Origin of the sequence: Vibrio superstes (genome assembly GCF_003569005.1) — a bacterium.
GTDB lineage: Bacteria > Pseudomonadota > Gammaproteobacteria > Enterobacterales > Vibrionaceae > Vibrio > Vibrio superstes.
In genome coordinates this window covers 2,089,190-2,108,559 of sequence record NZ_BCUR01000004.1, presented here as the reverse complement: position 1 = coordinate 2,108,559, position 19,370 = coordinate 2,089,190, and the positions used below count along the sequence as shown (strand labels likewise).

The 19,370-nt window shown below is 44.5% G+C and carries 14 protein-coding genes and 1 tRNA gene; 12 read left to right on the top strand and 3 right to left on the bottom strand.

What is annotated here, in order from left to right; genetic code table 11:
* The first annotated feature begins 4 nt into the window (after positions 1–4).
* Positions 5–1,129 (top strand): M20 family metallopeptidase, encoded by a 1,125-nt coding sequence (locus D5I41_RS17540; RefSeq protein ID WP_119010913.1) that lies wholly within the window; start codon positions 5–7, stop codon positions 1,127–1,129.
* Between the two features lie 66 nt (positions 1,130–1,195).
* Here D5I41_RS17540 and D5I41_RS17535 read toward each other — a convergent pair whose 3' ends face one another.
* Together D5I41_RS17535 and D5I41_RS17530 are read right to left on the bottom strand one after the other, a co-directional pair.
* A complete protein-coding gene (locus tag D5I41_RS17535; protein WP_119010912.1) occupies positions 1,196–2,299 on the bottom strand; it encodes an alkene reductase in 1,104 nt (367 codons plus the stop codon).
* 121 nt (positions 2,300–2,420) lie between these two features.
* Complete coding sequence (locus D5I41_RS17530; RefSeq protein ID WP_017027760.1) at positions 2,421–3,008, bottom strand: YhgN family NAAT transporter; 588 nt, start codon at positions 3,006–3,008, stop codon at positions 2,421–2,423.
* Positions 3,009–3,209: 201 nt separating this feature from the next.
* Here D5I41_RS17530 and D5I41_RS17525 point away from each other — a divergent pair, with 201 nt between their 5' ends.
* The 3 genes from D5I41_RS17525 (at position 3,210) to D5I41_RS17515 (ending at position 4,661) form a co-directional block, all read left to right on the top strand.
* Positions 3,210–3,908: a glutathione S-transferase family protein gene (locus D5I41_RS17525; protein WP_119010911.1), complete on the top strand. Its 699-nt coding sequence runs from the start codon at positions 3,210–3,212 to the stop codon at positions 3,906–3,908.
* 55 nt (positions 3,909–3,963) lie between these two features.
* On the top strand, positions 3,964–4,506 hold the full coding sequence (gene sigZ, locus D5I41_RS17520) for an RNA polymerase sigma factor SigZ (RefSeq protein ID WP_119010910.1): 543 nt from the start codon (positions 3,964–3,966) through the stop codon (positions 4,504–4,506).
* A gap of 79 nt (positions 4,507–4,585) precedes the next feature.
* Positions 4,586–4,661, top strand: a tRNA-Arg gene (locus tag D5I41_RS17515).
* 127 nt (positions 4,662–4,788) lie between these two features.
* Here D5I41_RS17515 and D5I41_RS17510 read toward each other — a convergent pair.
* Complete coding sequence (locus D5I41_RS17510) at positions 4,789–5,508, bottom strand: GntR family transcriptional regulator (RefSeq protein ID WP_119010909.1); 720 nt, start codon at positions 5,506–5,508, stop codon at positions 4,789–4,791.
* A 351-nt stretch (positions 5,509–5,859) separates the two neighbouring features.
* Between D5I41_RS17510 and mngA the strand changes: the two genes are divergently transcribed.
* From mngA to D5I41_RS17470, 8 genes are all read left to right on the top strand, one after another.
* Positions 5,860–7,791: a PTS 2-O-a-mannosyl-D-glycerate transporter subunit IIABC gene (mngA, locus tag D5I41_RS17505; RefSeq protein WP_119010908.1), complete on the top strand. Its 1,932-nt coding sequence runs from the start codon at positions 5,860–5,862 to the stop codon at positions 7,789–7,791.
* 172 nt (positions 7,792–7,963) lie between these two features.
* Positions 7,964–10,603, top strand: a complete 2,640-nt coding sequence (gene mngB / locus D5I41_RS17500; protein ID WP_119010907.1) for a mannosylglycerate hydrolase — start codon at positions 7,964–7,966, stop codon at positions 10,601–10,603.
* Positions 10,604–10,656: 53 nt separating this feature from the next.
* Positions 10,657–11,820, top strand: coding sequence for a glycerate kinase (locus D5I41_RS17495; RefSeq protein ID WP_119010906.1), 1,164 nt, complete (start codon positions 10,657–10,659; stop codon positions 11,818–11,820).
* A 2-nt stretch (positions 11,821–11,822) separates the two neighbouring features.
* Entirely contained in the window at positions 11,823–13,010 is a 1,188-nt protein-coding gene (gene manA, locus D5I41_RS17490) for a mannose-6-phosphate isomerase, class I (protein ID WP_119010905.1), read from the top strand.
* 551 nt (positions 13,011–13,561) lie between these two features.
* Positions 13,562–15,691, top strand: coding sequence for a bifunctional 2',3'-cyclic-nucleotide 2'-phosphodiesterase/3'-nucleotidase (locus D5I41_RS17485; RefSeq protein ID WP_235868944.1), 2,130 nt, complete (start codon positions 13,562–13,564; stop codon positions 15,689–15,691).
* 300 nt (positions 15,692–15,991) lie between these two features.
* Positions 15,992–16,945, top strand: coding sequence for a transcriptional regulator LeuO (gene leuO, locus D5I41_RS17480; RefSeq protein WP_119010904.1), 954 nt, complete (start codon positions 15,992–15,994; stop codon positions 16,943–16,945).
* A 191-nt stretch (positions 16,946–17,136) separates the two neighbouring features.
* Positions 17,137–18,276 (top strand): BamA/TamA family outer membrane protein, encoded by a 1,140-nt coding sequence (locus D5I41_RS17475; protein WP_235868943.1) that lies wholly within the window; start codon positions 17,137–17,139, stop codon positions 18,274–18,276.
* A 2-nt stretch (positions 18,277–18,278) separates the two neighbouring features.
* The gene (locus tag D5I41_RS17470; RefSeq protein ID WP_119010903.1) at positions 18,279–19,223 is read left to right on the top strand and encodes a hypothetical protein; all 945 of its coding nucleotides are present in this window, start codon (positions 18,279–18,281) and stop codon (positions 19,221–19,223) included.
* The last annotated feature ends 147 nt before the right edge of the window (positions 19,224–19,370 follow it).

Below are 19,370 nucleotides of genomic sequence, written 5' to 3'. Positions count from 1 at the left end.
TATCATGACAGTTTCTTTTGACGTAAATACCTATATTGAGCAACTTTCCAAACTGGTTAATATAGATTGTGGCAGTGCGAACACGCAGGGCATCGCTAACGTAGCGGATGTGCTGACTCCTATGTTTGAGCAAATAGGGTTTAACGTTACCAGACATAGCGTTCATAGCGATGCAGGCCCTTGTCTAGAAATCACTAATAAGCCCAATGCCGAGCGTTACGATGTGATGCTTTGCGGACATATGGATACGGTATTTCCCGACGGCACAATAGCAGCGCGTCCTCTTACTTTTGATAGTGAGAAGATCTATGGCCCTGGTGTGACGGATATGAAGTCCGGGATCTTAAGCGCATGGTATGCACTGCAAATGCTGTCTTCTGAGCAAAGAGATAAGCTGTCTATTCTTGTTGCGCTGAACAGCGATGAAGAGATTGGCTCGCGATATTCTCGAGAGTGGGTGGAGTCTTTTGCCCGTAAGAGTAATAAAGTGCTAGTGTGTGAGGCCTCGCGAGCAAACGGCAACCTAATCCGTTCTCGTAAAGGTAATGCAAAATACGAGCTGACCTTTCACGGGGTAGCATCCCACGCAGGCTCGGCGCTGCAAGATGGCGTATCGGCTATTTACGAGCTAAGCCATTGGTCATTGGCTATTAAGGATATGGTGAACCTAGAGACGGGCACCACAATGAACGTGGGTACGGTTGAAGGGGGAGTAGCTGTTAATGTGGTTCCCGATTACGCCAAGGCGATTGTCGATTTACGCTTCTGGAATAATGAAGAAGCAGAAGCTATCCATCAAAAACTGCAGCAGATGGCATTAACACCGTTTGAGGAAGGCGCGCGAGTGGAGGTCAAGCGATTGGCCTTTAAGCCCGCTATGATCCCAACAGCGTCGACAGAACAGATGATTGAGATGGTGAGTGCTGAGGCAGATAAACTGAATCTTGTTTATGGCTGGGAGAACGCGGGTGGCGGATCAGATGGCAACTTTACCGCTAATGTAGGCACGCCAACTCTGGATGGATTTGGGCCGTCTGGCGCTGGTCTTCACTCGGATAAAGAGTATCTTCTGATTGATACCATCAAGCCAAGGCTCGATCTACTAGTGAACGTACTGAATCGTTTATAAGCACTATATTTGAAAAAAGCCCCTATTGCTGTGACTCGAAAGAGCAGTGGCAATAGGGGCTTTTTGCTATTTTTCTTGACTGAACGTTGGGTAGTCAGTAAGTCCTTTTTCACCGCCGCCAAACAAGGTGTTTGGATCGTGCTGTGCTAGCGGTGCACCGATTTGAATTCTCTCTGGCAGATCAGGATTTGCCACAAATGGTCGGCCAAATCCGATCATATCCGCCAATCCTTCTTCGATTGCTTTTGCGCCAGTGTCGGCTTTATAGCGACCAGCGTAGATCAAGGTATTTTTGAACGCCTCGCGCAGAGCAAGCTTAAACGCCTTAGGCGTATCAGGGGCATCGTCCCAGTCCACCTCTGCAATGTGTAGGTAGGCAATATTGTGCGAGTTCAATAGCTTAGCCGCTTCGGTGTACGTATGTTCTGGGTTCGCATCCACTGTGCCATTTAGGGTGGTCAGCGGTGCTAGGCGCACGCCTACACGGTCTGCTCCAATAGCATCAACCAATGTTGCGACTACTTCGTCCAAAAAGCGTAAGCGGTTCTCTAGGCTGCCACCATATTCATCAGTACGGTTATTCGACTCAGAATCGATAAATTGATTGATTAGGTAACCATTGGCTGCGTGCAGCTCAATGCCATCAAAGCCAGCTTCTAGTGCATTTAACGCCGCTTGATGAAACTCTGCGACTACATCTTTGATATCTGCAGTGGTCATTTCTCTTGGCTCAACCACATCCACAAAGCCGGGTTCGTCTGAACCGTTATCGATGAATACCTTGACGTTCTCAGCCTTGATAGCTGAAGAAGAGATAGGTTGGTTTCCATTAATGTTATCTGGGTGGGTCACGCGACCTACATGCCATAGCTGAGCGAAGATTTTACCACTATTGTCATGCACCGCAGCGGTCACCTTCTTCCAACCTGCGATCTGTTCTTTGCTATAGATACCAGGGGTCCAAGCGTAGCCTTTGCCCATTGGTGAGATTTGAGTGCCTTCAGAGATGATGAGGCCGGCTTGAGAGCGCTGACCGTAGTAGGTTGCCATCATTTCGTTTGCAACATCGCCAGGCTGAGAGGCTCTAGAGCGAGTCATTGGCGGCATTACGATGCGATTCTTAAGAGTGATATTGCCAAGTTTGATAGGTTCAAATAGTGCTGAAGTCATGAGTCAATGCCTTAATGGATTTGGAAACTGAGGCTAGACTATCAGCGAGGACTATTGTCTTAAACCGCAAAATGAGCAAAATACTTTTACTCATTTTGCAATAATCAATTTGGTTTAGAGATTAACCGAGGTAGCTTTCAATGCCGTTCAAGAACATCTGAACCGCGATCATTAGCAGTAGCATTCCCATTAATCGTTCAACAGCCTTTAGGCCCTTTTCGCCGACGATACGCTGGAATAGCTCTGAGAACATTAAGATCACAGCAGAGGCTAGCCATGCACCAACGAGAGCTAATGACCAATCCATCATGCGGTGTGGGTCTTGATGAGCAAGCAAGATTAAGGTCGCGATAATAGACGGCCCCGCCATCATTGGAATAGCTAATGGCACTATTAAGGGCTCTTCGCCCGCGCCTAAGCTAGCACCTAGGCCACCTTCCGGTGGAAAGATCATTTTCAGGCTGATCAAAAATAGAATGATAGCCCCGGAAATTGAGACGGCTTCTTTGTCCAAGCCTAGGAAAGTGAGGATCTGTTCACCGGCGAATAGGAACAGGAACATCACCACGAGCGCTATTACTAGTTCACGAATCAATACAAGGCGACGTCGTTTCTTATCAATATGTTTTAGTAATGACGTAAAGATGGGCAGGTTGCCCATAGGGTCCATGATAAGAAATAGCATCACAGCGGCTGATATAGTATCCATTCAATGTCCTGATAGCTTTGGCTGATTAAAAGCCGAGATTATGAAACAAGATGTGTCTACCTGTACAGAAGAATAGTCCTTGTTTTGTCAGATAGTTAGCTTGAATAAGAGGCTAGTTTCAGAAAAAAGCTCAGATAGTTGTCGTCTTTTACTTACTCACTCCGTCTTATAGAGGTTAGATAACTACTAAGAGAGTGAAACATGTTAAAGATAGTCAGTTTTAAAATCTGCCCTTTTGTTCAACGAGTGACAGGTGCTCTAGCGGCCAAAGGCATTCCGTTTGAGATTGAATACATTAGTCTTAAGGAAAAGACACAGTGGTTTTTAGATCTTTCTCCTAATGGACAGGTACCGGTATTGATTACGGAATCGGATACGGCATTGTTTGAGTCTGATGCTATCGTTGAATATATAGAAGATGAATATGGCCCACTTGAAGAGAATGTGAGTAACGAGCAGCGTGCACTAGACAGAGCTTGGAGTTATTTGGGTACGAAGCATTATCTTCCGCAATGTGGGGCGATGAGTAGCAAGAGTGCAGATATCTTAGAGCAGCGTTCTGAAAAGTTAATTGCAGCATTTAATAAAGTAGAGAAAAAGCTAGACCCTAACTTCGCCTTCTTTAAATCAAACGATATAAGTAACATCGATATTGCTTGGTTACCTTTGCTTCATAGAGCGCATATTATTAAACAGCATAGTGGTTACGATTTCTTGTGTGGTTTGCCAAAGGCTCAGACATGGCAAAAGAGTATATTGAGTTCTGGGCTTGTTGAACAGACGGTATCAGGCGATTTTGAGATTGCGTTTAAGAGTTTTTACTTAAAGAATACTTATCTTGCGGAAAGCAAAAATATCGCCGAGCCTAAAGGGTGTAGAACAAACGCCAGTTGTTGTTAAGATCGATAAAAGCAAGAACCTCTTATGAAGGGGCTTTGATTCACAAAGGAAAACAATGAAGATAGAAGCTATTTGGTCTGAGTATCAGACGACCCTTAAGGCGTTCTTACTAAAGCATGTTTCAAATGCGGATGATGTCGATGATCTATTGCAAGAAATTATGCTCAAGACTCATCAAAACTTGCATCGTATTGAAGACGTTAATAAATTGAAGCCATGGCTTTTTCAGGTCGCCAATCGAGCGGTTATTGACTTCTATCGTTCTAGATCTAAAAAAGACAATTTTGATCCTGATGACCTTTGGTATGAACATATAGAGAAAAGCTTATACCAGCAGATGACCCATTGCGTGATTCCCTTTATTCAAGCTTTACCTGAAGAAGAGGCTAAACTGCTTACTGCTATTGAGATAGAAGGGATATCGCAGAAAGAGTATGCTCAGCAAATAGGTGTGGCTTACTCAACGCTAAAGTCGAGAGTACAGAAAGGGCGAAGACTTTTATTCGAGGTATTCAATCAGTGCTGTAATTTCTCAGTCAATGAGCAGGGAGAGCTTGTCGATTATCACACCAAGAATCGATCGTGTTCAAAGTGTTAGCCTTTAATTGAACAAAAACACACCACCTAAATAACTTGGGATTGTTGCCTTAGAAAAGCTATGGTAAACATATTGTTACGTCCCCTTAGTTCAGCTGGATAGAACAAGGGCCTCCTAAGCCTTAGACACAGGTTCGAATCCTGTAGGGGACGCCACTTTACCTCTTTTTCTTTGTCTATTAATTGGTTACATCAATCAGCAAATGTACTGGGTGCGATTTAGGTGCCAGTAAAAAGCTTATGCATTTAATGCTTCATTCATACACGCTAAAAAGCGAACCTGTTATGGGCGCTGACGTTTAGCTATAAGTTTGAACTTGTAGTCATTTGTTGTGAAATAGTTCCGACTGTACTCAAACACTGTGTCATCGTGCAAATGCCCACGAGTACGCTTTTCTATAATTGGCAGTGCAGCATCAATATTAAGCAGATCAGCGATATCTTGTTGTGGCAGGATAGGGATCAGCTCTTGCTCACTACGATCTATCACCATGCCTTTTTGCTTTTCTATAAAGTCATACTTAGAGCCTTGCATTACTTGATAGGTAAGATCAGGGAACATCTCCGTTGGCATCCATGTCTCTTCAACGGTAATAGGCTGATCATTTAAGAAGCGGACACGCTTGATGTAAAACACCATCTCTTTTTCGTTGATCTCTAGGATATCAGCGATGCTTAGCGAAGCGGGTTGTATCTCAAATGCAAGCACATTGCTGTGAGTGACTCCTTCTAGGTGGGCCCACTTTTCTGCGAAACTACTCTGTTGATCAATGTCATAGTTCACTTTGCTTTCTTTAACGTAAGTGCCGCTACCTTGAATGCTTTCAAGTTCTTCACTCTCCACCAACAGCTTGATAGCTTGTCTTACTGTCACTCGACTAACTGAAAATTCTTCACGAAGTTGAGCTTCGGTAGGAAGAGCTTCGCCGACTTTATACTCACCTGTGCTGATCTTTTCACGAATAGCATCAGCAATTTGACGATACATTGGCAATCTTGCCATTAAAACCTCTACAGACAATACAAATGTAATGAGAAAGAATACATATTCTTCATGGAGAAACGAAAGATATCCATAGATATGATCGGAGTAACCGTTTTACTCACTCACATAGGCTATGATATCCAGTAAATCTTCTCTATTTAGCTAGCATAATACGATTTAAACTGACTAAAACAAGTATTAGTTTACAAATATGGAGAAACCAAGCAATACAAATACAATACATATATTCCTGCACGTGAGATCTTGGTCACGGTTTATTTGTATTTAAAAGGTATTATTGTCTCACTGTTGTACGGAAGCACTGTACGTAAATAGACAGTCAAACATTGAGACATTGGGACATACGTTATGAATTTGACATCTCTGACCAACTCATCGCTGATTACCCTACAAACGACATTTACAAGTCGTAATGAAGCGATTGAAGCACTTGCTGAACAACTAAATCAGCAAGGAAAACTACATAATAAAGACGAGTATCTAAAAGCGGTATTTGCTCGCGAAGAACAAGGCCCAACAGCCCTGGGAGAAGGCCTTGCTGTACCTCATGGTAAAACAGACGCAGTAAAAGAAGCTGCCTTTGCAGTAGCAACACTAAAGGAAGATTTGAAGTGGAAAGGGCTTGATGAAGACGAGGATGTAAATCTTATCTTCTTGATTGCGATCCCGAATGCGGAAGCGGGTTCCACCCACATGCATTTGCTTACAGAGCTGACAACGACACTCGTTGATGATGAAGTTCGTGAAGCTGTTCTTGATGCTACAAATGTAGAACAAATTATGGCTTTGCTGAGCAATGAAGATGCGTCAGAGGCACAAGAACAAGACATTATTGATGCTGATGCGCCAACAATTGTTGCTGTGACGGCTTGCCCTGCAGGTATTGCACATACCTATATGGCTGCTGAGTACCTTGAAAAAACAGGCAAAAAGCTTGGTTATAAAGTTTATGTCGAAAAGCAGGGTGCAAATGGTATTGAAGACCGCTTGACTGCACAGCAACTAAATAATGCAACCGCTGTAGTGTTTGCTGCTGAAGTAGCAATTAAAGAAAGTGAGCGCTTTAACGGCATTCCTAGAATAGAGGTTCCTGTTGCAGAACCAATCAAGCATTCAGAGCGCATCCTTAATGAAGCAGTCGAAGCCGGTAAGGCTGGGCGCAGTGCTGATGCTGCAGTCGCAGTCGATGATGCGCCGAAGAAATTGCCTTTGAAGACAGAACTTAAACAAGCGTTATTGTCAGGTATCTCTTACGCGGTTCCTTTGATCGTTGCTGGTGGTACTGTTCTTGCGGTCGCCGTTCTTATTGCCCAAATTTTTGACCTGCAAGAGCTCTACGCTACAAAAGATTCTTGGTTATGGATGTACCGTAAGCTTGGTGGTGGTCTTCTAGGCACACTAATGGTGCCAGTGCTGGCTGCTTATACTGCTTACTCACTAGCTGATAAACCTGCGCTAGGCCCTGGTTTCGCAGCCGGCATTGCCGCAAACCTAATCGGTTCTGGTTTCCTAGGTGGTGTTGTAGGTGGCTTGATTGCCGGTTACGTGATGCGCTGGGTAAAAGAGAACGTTCGCTTAGGTCCAGCTTTTAATGGTTTCCTAACCTTCTACCTATACCCAGTGATCGGTACCTTGATCGCGGGTTCACTGATGCTGTTTGTCATCGGTAAGCCTGTTGCCATGCTAAACCAAGGCCTAACGGATTGGCTAAATGGTATGTCTGGAACAAACGCCTTATTGCTAGGCGCGATCCTTGGCTTGTTTGTTTCTTTCGACCTTGGTGGACCTGTAAACAAAGCCGCTTACGCATTCTGTTTAGGTGCAATGGCAAATGGTGTTTACGGCCCATACGCAATCTTTGGTTCAGTGAAAATGGTATCGGCGTTCACGGTAACAGCCTCAACTATGATTGCTCCACGCCTATTCAAAGACTTTGAGATTGAGACGGGTAAATCAACTTGGCTACTTGGCCTTGCTGGTATCACTGAGGGTGCAATTCCAATGGCGATTGAAGATCCAATCCGCGTAATCGGCTCATTCCTTCTAGGCTCTGTCGTAACAGGTGCCATGGTAGGTGCTGCAGGTATTGGGCTATCAACTCCAGGTGCAGGCATTTTCTCACTCTTCTTACTGCATGATGCAGGTATCGGTAGCTTTATGGCCGCAGGTATTTGGTTTGGTGCAGCCATTGTTGGTACGGTTATCTCTACCATTACCTTACTGATGTGGCGTGGTCATGCAGTAAAAAAGGGTAAGTTTCAGGCTCAGGCTGCCGCTTAACCTCCTCAGACTTAAAACACTAAGTATTAAACAGAAAGCTCATAAAAAATAAGTAACTGATGGGCACAGGATTACTGTGCCCAAAATCAGGCTGATATTCAATTTCCTTGATATAAGAATTAACCCTCTATTTGGTCTATCAAAGACCGAATAGTCTCTAAAGGTAAGCAAAATGACTACATCACGCGTTCATATTACTCCACACATGCACTGGGATCGTGAATGGTATTTCACAACAGAAGAATCTCGCATTCTTTTAGTGAACAACATGGAAGAAATCATGCAGCGTCTGGAAAGTGATCCAGAGTACAAGTACTACGTGCTTGATGGCCAAACAGCGGTGCTTGAAGATTACTTTGCCATCAAACCAGAAAATAAAGTGCGCGTACAAGCACTAGCAGAGGCTGGCAAACTGATTGTAGGACCGTGGTATTCCCAGACAGATACCATGCAGGTGTCCGGTGAGTCGATTGTACGTAACATGCTTTACGGAATGCGTGATTGTCTTGAATTAGGCCAACCGATGAAGATTGGTTATCTGCCGGATTCGTTCTCGATGAGCTCACAGCTGCCGATGATCTACAACGGCTTTGGCATTGATACTGCGATGTTCTGGCGCGGTTGTTCTGAGCGTCATGGCACAAACAAGACAGAATTCTTATGGCAGTCAAACGACGGCTCAGAGGTCATGGCACAAGTGCTTCCTCTTGGTTACGCGATTGGTAAATACCTGCCTCAAGACGAAGAAGGTCTGCGTGCTCGTCTCGACAAATATTTCCCTGTTTTAGAAAAGCCATCAGTCACCAAAGACATTCTATTGCCAAACGGCCATGACCAGATGCCTATCCAAAAAGACATCTTCGAGGTGATGGATAAGCTACGCGAAATCTACCCAGAGCGTGAGTTCGTAATGAGCCGCTTTGAAGAGGTGTTTGACCGTATTCGTGAAGAGCGTGACAGCCTTGATACTATCAAAGGTGAGTTCAATGACGGTAAATACATGCGTGTTCACCGCACCATCTCTTCAACCCGTATGGACATTAAACTGATCCACGCAGAAGTTGAAAACAAGATCGTCAACATCCTAGAACCACTAGCGTCCATTGCATGGTCTTTAGGCTTTGAATACCACCACGGCCTAATTGAGAAGATGTGGAAAGAGAGCATGAAGAATCACGCTCACGACTCCATCGGTTGCTGCTGCTCAGATAAGGTACACGCAGAGATCCTAAATCGTTACATCCTAGCGGACGATATGGCAACCAATCTTATCCACTTCTACAAGCGTAAGATTGTTGATCATATGCCAGCGCGTGAAGGTTGTGACAAGCTCGCCTTCTTTAACCTTTCTCCTTACGAGCGAGAAGAGGTGATCAACACCACAATTACTATCCGTGCCAGCGAGTTCAATATCTTCGATGAAGATGGCAACCAGGTTGAATACTACATTCAAGACCAGCGTGTAATCGACCCAGGCAAGATTGACCGTCAAATCGTGCATTATGGAAACTATGACCCGTTTATTGAATACGATATTCAAATCAAGCGTGCCGTACCAGCAATGGGCTTCACTACTCTGCACATTGAAGCCAATTCGAAAGGCAACAAAATGATCGCAGAGCAAAAAGATTATGTTCTGGAGAATGAGTTCTACCGCATCAACGTGAATGACAACGGTACACTGACCATCTTCGATAAAGAGACCGAGATGCTGTTTGACCAAGTCCTTCGCATGGAAGATGGATCAGACGATGGTGATGAGTACGATTACTCACCATCGCGTCAAGAGTGGTTGTTGTACTCAGACGAATTTATAGCGGAAACCCACATCAAGCACGAAGGCTTCCAGTCTGTAGCAAGCATCAAATTGCGCATGGACGTACCTGCAAATCTACAAGAGCGTGAGGAGCGCACAGGCCAAAATGGCTTTGTTGACGTGGATTGCCAAGTGGTACTGAAGAATGGTTCTCGTCGCATTGAAGTTCGTATGGAGTTGGACAACCAAGCGGATGACCACCGTGTTCGTGTTCTTGTACCAACCCCATTTGTTTCAGAAACAGTAGTTGCGGACAACCAGTTTGGCCTTATTACTCGCCCAACCAACGACCCAGCAATGGCAGTATGGGAACAAGAGAAATGGAAAGAAGCACCAGTTCCTGTTTATCAGCTGATGAACTTCGCTGCTGTTGAGAATACCACAGGCGGCATGGCATTAATGACCAACGGTCTGCGTGAGTTTGAGGTGATCTCTTCAAACAACAGTGAACAACGCGACACCTTTGCTTTGACCCTGTTACGTGGCGTAGGTGTGCTAGGTAAAGAGGAACTTCTTCTTCGTCCTGGCCGCCCATCCGGCATCAAGATCCCAACACCAGATTCTCAAACTCGTGGCAAGATTGTTTGTGAATTCGCACTGTTTGGCTTTGCTGGCAATCATGTTGAAGCAAACATTATGGCAGAAGCTCGCGATAACGTGACGCCGATTGAATGCTACAACAAGATCCCATATAACGCGATGAAGCTAAACGTTGGTGAGCAAGACAAACCAATGACCTATTCATTGCTTAGCAAGGATCAGTCAGGCGCAGTCTTGAGCGTTCTTAAAAAAGCGGAAGATGAAGATGCACTTATCTTACGTGTCTACAACCCAGCAGAAAATGGTGAGGTTGAAGATACCATCAGCTTCACTCCATTGGTTACCTCTTGGCAAGAAGCGAGCCTAGACGAGAAGGTACGTGAGACCCAAGTTGAGATGCAGAGCTTTGGTGGACTGAAGCCTTGCCAGGCTAAAACATTCCAAGTGAAGTTTTAGGTTATCAAATTTGAGAGTCCGCCTGAGCAATCAGGCGGAAAAGGTAATTGATGATGAAGATTGTTATTGCTCCCGATTCTTTCAAAGAATCTTTAACCGCGAAGCAAGCTTGCGAAAGTGTTCAATCTGGGTTTGCCCAAGTGTTCCCCGACGCAGAGTATGTTCATTTGCCATTGGCAGATGGTGGCGAAGGCACTGTGGATGTATTACTGCAAGGACTTGAGGGTGAAATTCGCCAAACACAAGTAACTGGCCCTTTGGGTGAGAAGGTTAATGCCAGTTGGGCGGTCCTTGCCAACAAGCAAGCTGATGACGGGAAAACGGTATTAATTGAACTGGCAGCAGCATCAGGTTTGGACCTCATCAAACTTGAACAGCGTAATCCTGCGGTAACTACAAGCTTTGGTACTGGAGAGTTGATTAAAGAGGCCCTCAATATTGGAGCCACCAAGATCTTGTTAGGTCTAGGGGGGAGCGCGACCAACGACGCGGGTGCGGGGATTGTCCAAGCTCTGGGTGGAAAGCTGCTGAACAAAGAGGGTAAAGAACTGCCCTTTGGCGGCGCTGCACTTGCAGACTTAGCCAGCATCAATCTTGATGACATTCATCCTCGATGCAAAGAGGTTGAGTTTATTGTTGCTTGCGATGTTGCCAATCCATTGGTTGGTGAAAGTGGTGCAAGTCATGTCTTTGGCCCACAAAAAGGCGCCACGCCCGAGCTTGTGAAGTCCCTTGATAAAGCTTTATCTCATTTTGCGTCGATTCGTGAACAGCAAACGGGCGTTAATCACTCTGGCTCTAAAGGCTTTGGGGCAGCGGGTGGCACACCTATGGGGCTTTCGCTGCTGTTTGAACTTCAAATCAAGCAAGGCATCGAGATGGTGCTTGATGTACTTGAAGCCGACAAGGTATTGGAAGGTGCAAATCTAGTCATCACTGGTGAAGGTCAGATGGACAATCAAACCCTGCAGGGTAAAACCCCTTTTGGTATCGCTAGGCGTGCACAGATGAAGGGCATTCCGAGCATAGGTATTGCAGGCTCATTGGGTCAAGAGATTGATGAGCTATACAACACTATTGAGAGCACGTTTGGTACGGTTCGCTCACCTCAGCCACTAGAGCAAGTTTTATCCGAGGCGAGTAACAATCTAACTCGTACTGCCCGTAATATCGCAGCCACGCTCAAGCTTGGCGCACAGATTTTCAATGAGAAGTAATTATGTCTCTTTTTAAACTTGATAACGTTATTCAAAATTACGCATGGGGCAGTAAAGACTCCATCAATCAACTGTTTGGTATTGTAAATCCAAACCATGAACCACAAGCTGAAATCTGGATGGGCGCACACCCAAATGGCTGTTCAAAGCTGGGCACAACAGGTGAACCGCTATCGGAAGTGATTGACCAAAACAAATTGGATGTTCTGGGTGGATATACTGCAGCACGATTTGGTGGATTGCCTTTTCTATTTAAGGTTTTAGCAGCAGAAACACCACTTTCGATACAAGTGCATCCGAATAAGCGTAAATCCGAATTGGGTTTTGAGCGCGAGAATGCTGAGGGTACTCCACTAAATGCATCAAATCGTAATTACAAGGATCCCAACCACAAGCCAGAGCTGGTGTATGCGTTAACGTTTTATAAAGCAATGAATGGCTTTCGACCTATCGAGCACATTGTTGCGCTATTTGAAGAAGCAAACATCACCACGCTTAACATTGAATTAAACGTCCTAAAGGCTATTGGGGATAGTGATGCATTGAAAGCGTTCTTTAGTGCCATTATGTCTCTAGAGGGGGAACGTAAAGAAGCGGCATTAGCTGAGCTGTATGCCGCTCATGCTCGCCCAGCCAAAACGGTGATGGGACGAGAAGCGTTGCAATACTCTAAAGAGTTCAAGCAGCACTATAACGATGACATCGGTTTGTTTGCGCCATTGATGCTCAATACCGTTGAATTGGCTCCTGGCGAAGCGATGTTCCTTCACGCAGAAACCCCTCATGCATACGTGCAAGGGACTGGGCTTGAGATCATGGCAAACTCAGACAATGTACTTCGTGCTGGCCTTACTCCCAAGTATATCGATGTACCTGAGTTAATCGACAACACTATTTTTGAGCCAATTAAGCCTGAAGATATTCGACTAAACCCGGTATTGAAGGAAGGCAAGATGAGCTACCCAATCCCGGTGGACGATTTTGGTTTTGATATTTTGTCGGCTACCGATGAGAGCAAGGCACAATACTTACGCAGCGCAGAGATTCTGTTCTGTGTGGAAGGTGTGGCGACGATTTCATCCGAAGGGCAAAGCATCACCCTAAAACCGGGTGAGTCAGTTTTTGTTAGCAATAATTCTAGCGTTTACCAATATCAAGGGAACGGTGTTCTTGCTCGAGCTTATAACTAACCCCCTAGATAACTAACGCTATCTATTAGTTAAGCTCTGAAGCATGAAAGCTGAAGCTTGAAGCAAAATGCTTTGAGCCATTATTGGTACTTTTTGGTCTTGCCACTTTTGACCCCCTCGCTGTATTGCGAGGGCTTTTCATATATAAAGCAAACACTACTTTAAAAGCACCTAAAAAACGGAGTATCTAGATTGATTCTTCTTTTAGGCCGTTATTGTAGTTCACTCATCCTTGCGGTCGCAGGGCCGAACTCTTGGCTTTTATCGGGAGTTAAGACTTCAATTTAACTTCTTTAATTCTGTTCTTAAGAAAAAGTTATTTCAAAAGTTACATCTTATGCAAACGGTGGCGCAACCGATTGCATGGCAATCTTCGCTGCTAAATGTCTTCAATGTGGTGCTATTTGATCCCAAATTAGAGTTTTAACTCTAAATGTCATCACGCTCTGATTAATAACTAGAAACATATCTAACCCACCAAGCCATGGTAACGTCACAAAATACAACTATTATCCCAGCCGACTTTTATATTGCATTTTTACGGGGATTTAATGTTTTTTACTAAAAAGGCTGCAGTATGCGGTGCTATATCACTAGCTTTGTTGGGTTGTAATAGTTCAAGTGACTCCAAGGTTTCTATGGATTTACGCTTGATGGAGACCACAGATCTGCACGGCAACATGATGCCGTTTGATTACTTCGCAAATAAGTATGAGCCAAGTTATGGATTCGCGCGTACTGCATTGATCATCAATGAGGCACGTAGTGAAGTGAATAACAGCATGTTGTTTGACAATGGTGACCTTATCCAAGGTAGCCCGATGGCTGACTACATTGCGAACCAATTTGATCAAGATGAAGATTATCTTAAGAGCAATCCTCATCCAGTTTACAAAGCAATGAACCTTATGGATTACGATGCTGCAAATATCGGCAACCACGAGTTCAACTATGGATTGGAATTCCTTGATGCTGCAACAGAGCACGCCAACTTCCCTTATGTTGTCTCAAACGTATTTGAGTATGATGAGAACCTTCTTACGGCGGATAATTTTGATACTAACTCTTGTGAGTTGAGAGTGGATTCGGAATTTCTTGGGGTAGCCAAACCTTTCTTTGAACCTTATGTGATGCTAGACCGCACCTTCACCGCTCGAAACGGTGAGGACTACACCATTAAGGTTGGTGTGATTGGCTTTACTCCGCCAAACATTATGAGTTGGGACAAGAGCCATTTGGAATGTAAAGTTGTCGTTTCTGACATTAAGCAGACTGCAGCTCACTATGTACCACTAATGAAAGAGCAGGGCGCTGACATTATTGTTGCAGTTCCTCACTCAGGTTTGACTGGTGCAGACCTTGACGTTGAGTTTGCAGACAATGCAACATGGCAATTGGCGAAGATCGACGGCATTGACGCGATCATGTTTGGTCATGACCACAATAACTTCCCAACGACGGCAGGTAGTTACGATGGTATGGAAGGTGTTGATGCGCCTGCAGGCAAGATTTTTGGTAAACCTGCGGTAATGCCTGGCTTCTGGGGTAACCACGTAGGCGTTATTGACCTTGTTCTTGAGACGCGTGACGAAGGTGATACTTGGGCTGTGAACTACGGTCAAAGCACTGCGGAGCTTCGTACTTTGCCTGAAGATAAAACACAGATATCGACACTGATTGCAGCCTCTGTGGCAAAAGAGCATACCGCGACACAAGAGTACATGGCAGAGCCAATTCTGGGTATCTCGCAGAAGATTAATAGCTTCTTCTCTGCAATTAAACCTGATCTATCAGTACAGATTGTTAATGAAGCACAGTTCCACTGGGGACAACAATTGATCGAAGAAGGTGGATTAGAGATTAAGGATGATGAAATTCTATTATCCGTTTCTGCACCTTTTAAAGGCGGCCGTGGCGGTAGAGATGACTACACCGATATAAATGGCACTGAGCTAACTAACGCGAGTGTTGCTGACCTTTATGTGTTTGATAACAACACTCCAGCAATCTTAAAACTAACGGTTGCTGACGTTAAAGAATGGCTAGAAACCATTGCATCTCAGCAATATAAAACAGTGGCGAACGAAGGGGATGACCTTCTTCATCAGATGTTCCGTAGTTATAACTATGATGTGTTCTATGGTGGCTGGACTGAAAATGGTGAAAGCAATGCCTTGCATTACACTATTGATGTTTCTAAAGAGCCTCGTTACCTAGTTGATGGTACTGGTGAGCTTGTTGGTGAAACTCCTCAGCTAGATCCTAACGACAACCGCCGTATTGGTGATATTACCTATAATGGTGAGGTGTTAGATGAAACTCAAGTTGTATACGTAGTGACTAACAACTATCGCGCTTCAAACAACTGGATCCCAGGTGTTGATAATGCAGAGCTTGTTCTTGAAGATGCAGCTTACTCTAACCGCGAGCTTGTTGATCAATATCTAAAACACCTTGCAGAAGAATCGGTTTCTCCAGTAGAGGGTAGTATTCCTGAGCATGAGTTTGTTAACGCTGAAAACTTTAGCCTTGAAGCTACATCAGGCTTGACAGTGAACTTCCTATCTTCTCCAAGAGCCAAAGATTTTGCCTATGAAGTAGAATCAATTAAATTTACAGAATCAACTGGCAATGTTGGTGATAATGAAGGCTATAGCGTATACACCTATACGTTTGAATAATGGTTTTCATGACTAATTGATAACGTAGGGCAGGCCTTTAGGCTTGCCCTTGTTGTATTTAGTTACACTTTTGTTTCTAATGTTTCAGCCATCAAATAACAACAGGATAATGCCAAGTTATAACCCTTTGTTTTAGATTGTTTTATTTTCACTTAATGATATTTCCCGAAATGTTATATCGACTATTCCATATAAATCATCAGCCTCATTTATAGTTCACTCTCTGTACAGCGATGCCATACTCCAAAAAATAATACGGTATTCGCGTGCATATTTGGCTTAGACACAGAGAGAATTACCATGCAGGCAACCCTTCCCCCCACCTTTACCTCAACCAATCCCGATACGATATCGCTACTAAGGAAAGTAGACCTCAACCTAATTGTAGTGTTCGCGGCTGTAATGGCGGAAAGGAACGTGACTCGCGCAGCGAGGATCTTAAACATGTCTCAACCAGCCGTAAGTAACGCATTATCGCGTTTACGTGCTTTGTTTGACGATGAGTTGTTTGAACGCATGGGTCGTGGCATTGTGCCTACTGTTCGCGCTGAACAACTTCAGAGTTCGTTGAGTCATGCTATGCATATTATTAGAGATGAACTACCCAACAGCCGCTTTGTGGCTGAATCATCATGCCGCAACTACCATATTGTGCTTCGTGCCCCCCAAGATCAGCGTTATTTGAGCAATCTTATTACTCAGGTATCTGAGCAAGCGCCAGGTATTACACTTTCTCTGGTTTCAGATGCGAATCAGACAACTACTTCCCTTAATCAAAATGTTGATTTTGTTATTGATGTAGAGCCTGTAATGTCAGAGGGCTTTACCAATAGCTTGCTAGTATCCGATGAACTGGTCGTGGTGTTTGCCAATAATCATCCACGCCTAACTCAATATTCAAACCTTTGTTTTGAGCTCTTACAAGCAGAGAAAGTGGCAGTCACCGCGAATATGCAGACACGCGTTCAAAAAATTAAAGCGTTGAGCCAAAAGCCAACATACCTTTCGAGCAGTTTAGACGAGGTGATGGCAGTAGTTACGAATACAGACTTAATTACGGTTGCCCCGCGCCGCGTGATAGAGCAAGCAGGAAGCCAGTTTGATACTCGCATGCTTCCATTACCTGGCAAAGATGACAGATTCAATACCTATTTGAACTGGCATCAAGCGAATGAAAAAGACGGTTCGCATACTTGGATGAAAGAACAAATTCAGAGTGTGTTTGAGTGTTCGCTGCCTTTTGTTGCCAAGTAAGATTGAAGAGATCAAAACTCCAAAGATAGCCTCATCAAATTTGATGAGGCTTTTTAGTTTGTGGGAAGTAGTCATGTTTATACAGCAATAAGCAGTATCGATATGTTGTGCATGCATATCTGAAATGCAAACAGTTGATTAGGTGAATACCACCTCGGCTTTTAACATGGCTGTTTTGTCTGTGTTTCTGTATGCGTCTATGCTCACTCTCAACTAAAGCATTCCTATCTGTAATTTTTTTCTGCCCTCTGTGGGCTTGGCATGCGCTTGCCTCAAGCTCTGAGTCTAAAGATCCCAATCGTTCTATGTTTTCCATCCTTGGCGGTCCGGGGTATATGCCAGAAACTGGGCTAATGTTGGCCGTTGGCGGGTTGTTCTCGTTTAAAACAGAGGATGATGATGCGCTTCAGCGTTCTTCGATTACCTTGGTCGGCGTTGCCAACGAGCTTGAAGAGGGCATTGGTTTTGGGGTTCGCTCAAAGCAAAAGGTCTTCTTTGCTGATGACGATATTCGTTACTTTGGGCATTTAGATGCGGGCCATCAGAGTCTCTATTACTGGGGTATCGGTTATGAGGCGGGCACATCGCAGAAGGCAAGTGATGACTTACTGGTGGATCTTGAGTTCGTCAAATATAACGCTGACCTTACCTTCAGGGTTTATGACCAGCTTTATATTGGGCCTATATTACGCTTGAAGTATTTCTCGCCAACCGAAGATAAGATCCCAGATTCCGCACTGCAAGACCCTAATTTTAACCACTTCAAAGACTTACCGTTAAGCCTCGGCCTTGGCGCCGCCATTCAATGGGATAGCCGAGATGTCGCGGTTAATGCACGGCGTGGTCACTTCTTTAATCTCGAATACTCAAGCTACTCTCCAGATTGGGGCAGTGATTCTGAGTATGAAAAAGCGCTCTTTGATTATCGCTTCTACATTACTCCAAGAGTGGGATCCACCTTTGCTTTCTTGAACCGAATCGAATGGAGTGAAGGCGATGTTCCTTATTACGATATGGCAACCCTTGGCGGTATGGATTTCATGCGAGGCACCTACCTAGGCCACTTTCGAGACCTTAATGCCACAGAAAACACCGTGGAGTATCGTCATACGTTTAGAGACGGTGACAGTTTGAGCCGACACGGTGTCACGTTATGGCTTGGAGCTGGCTCTATTGGTGAGCAAGCAAGTGACCTTTATCAGGATTGGGTTGTGACTTATGGCGTGGGTTATCGCTATGAATTGCAACCAAGGATGAATGTTCGCGCAGACTTGGGCTTCTCAAATCAAGATGAGGTGGGGTTTTATCTCACCTTTACTGAGGCGTTTTGATTATGCGCTTCTTAATCTGCTCAATGATTCTTTGTCTTTTTAGTGCGATGGCTCAGGCTGATTCTGCTCGTATTGATTTTCCCGATCAACAACAGCAACAGAAACTGAATGAAAAGTACGACCGTATGTTACCGTTTCATGCTCAGCAGGCTATCGACCTTGGTTACCATCTACCACTGCCTTTTTCACTCTCTTTGGTTCCTAGTGTGGGGAAGCAAGGCTACGATATCCATTCCCTTGAGGTCTCTTTCGGAGACAACAATTTAAGTGATAAGTATGACCTTTCTCAGGTAACGTGGGGAGACCCAGAGATTGAAAGTGCGACTTTGCAATTAAGAGCAGCAGCATGGGTTTTGCCCAATTTGCAGGTAGGAGTGCATGGCGGTCGCTTTCGAGGGCGAACTGCTCTTAGCGTTGCAATACCAACATCGATATTTGAACGCTTCTCTGAGCATTGCCAAACGGACCCAAGATTGGGTGGTGAACTGTGTGACAAGATAGGTGAGGTGATAGAGATACCCACCTTTGAGATTGATGATATCAAAGGAACAAACTGGGGTTTTTCTGCGAATTTTGTGGGTCAGTTTGGCGGGTTTACCTATGTAATGCCACTGAGCATGACTCAAACCAAAACGGATGACGGGCGTACTACAGCAAAAACCGTGATGTTCAGTCCTCGTATTGGCCAATTGTTTCCCATTGAGGGCTATGGCGCCATCTATGGATATGTGGGGGCTGCTTATATGAATACCGAAGGTCGCGTTGCGGAAGATGATGCTTTAGGGGTTGAAGGGTTAAGTTACTCTCTAGAGCAAAGTAGCTCTTCGCAATACGCTGCTGTTGTTGGTATGAACTGGAACTTTGCAGACTCATTTGGCACCAGTCTTGAGCTAGTAGCAGGACCAGAACGAAATCTGGTAAATATGGTAATGACCTACTCATACTAAGGGCATTAAGGGTTGAGAGTATGACCCGATTCAAATCCTGACGACATACTTCACTTTTCTGTGAAGAAACGCTTACTAATTAATCGTTTACATTGGTTGGCCATAATAAGCCTGTGTTACTATGCCATTTCTTTGGAATTGGTACTG

Bases quoted from the DNA above. Each gene is read 5' to 3' on its own strand.
- D5I41_RS17540 (WP_119010913.1), top strand. From the start codon at position 5: ATGACAGTTTCTTTTGACGTAAATACCTATATTGAGCAACTTTCCAAA.
- D5I41_RS17535 (WP_119010912.1), bottom strand. From the start codon at position 2,299: ATGACTTCAGCACTATTTGAACCTATCAAACTTGGCAATATCACTCTT.
- D5I41_RS17495 (WP_119010906.1), top strand. From the start codon at position 10,657: ATGAAGATTGTTATTGCTCCCGATTCTTTCAAAGAATCTTTAACCGCG.
- D5I41_RS17530 (WP_017027760.1), bottom strand. From the start codon at position 3,008: ATGGATACTATATCAGCCGCTGTGATGCTATTTCTTATCATGGACCCT.
- D5I41_RS17475 (WP_235868943.1), top strand. From the start codon at position 17,137: ATGCGTCTATGCTCACTCTCAACTAAAGCATTCCTATCTGTAATTTTT.
- leuO (WP_119010904.1), top strand. From the start codon at position 15,992: ATGCAGGCAACCCTTCCCCCCACCTTTACCTCAACCAATCCCGATACG.
- mngB (WP_119010907.1), top strand. From the start codon at position 7,964: ATGACTACATCACGCGTTCATATTACTCCACACATGCACTGGGATCGT.
- D5I41_RS17485 (WP_235868944.1), top strand. From the start codon at position 13,562: ATGTTTTTTACTAAAAAGGCTGCAGTATGCGGTGCTATATCACTAGCT.
- D5I41_RS17525 (WP_119010911.1), top strand. From the start codon at position 3,210: ATGTTAAAGATAGTCAGTTTTAAAATCTGCCCTTTTGTTCAACGAGTG.
- manA (WP_119010905.1), top strand. From the start codon at position 11,823: ATGTCTCTTTTTAAACTTGATAACGTTATTCAAAATTACGCATGGGGC.
- D5I41_RS17470 (WP_119010903.1), top strand. From the start codon at position 18,279: ATGCGCTTCTTAATCTGCTCAATGATTCTTTGTCTTTTTAGTGCGATG.
- sigZ (WP_119010910.1), top strand. From the start codon at position 3,964: ATGAAGATAGAAGCTATTTGGTCTGAGTATCAGACGACCCTTAAGGCG.
- mngA (WP_119010908.1), top strand. From the start codon at position 5,860: ATGAATTTGACATCTCTGACCAACTCATCGCTGATTACCCTACAAACG.
- D5I41_RS17510 (WP_119010909.1), bottom strand. From the start codon at position 5,508: ATGGCAAGATTGCCAATGTATCGTCAAATTGCTGATGCTATTCGTGAA.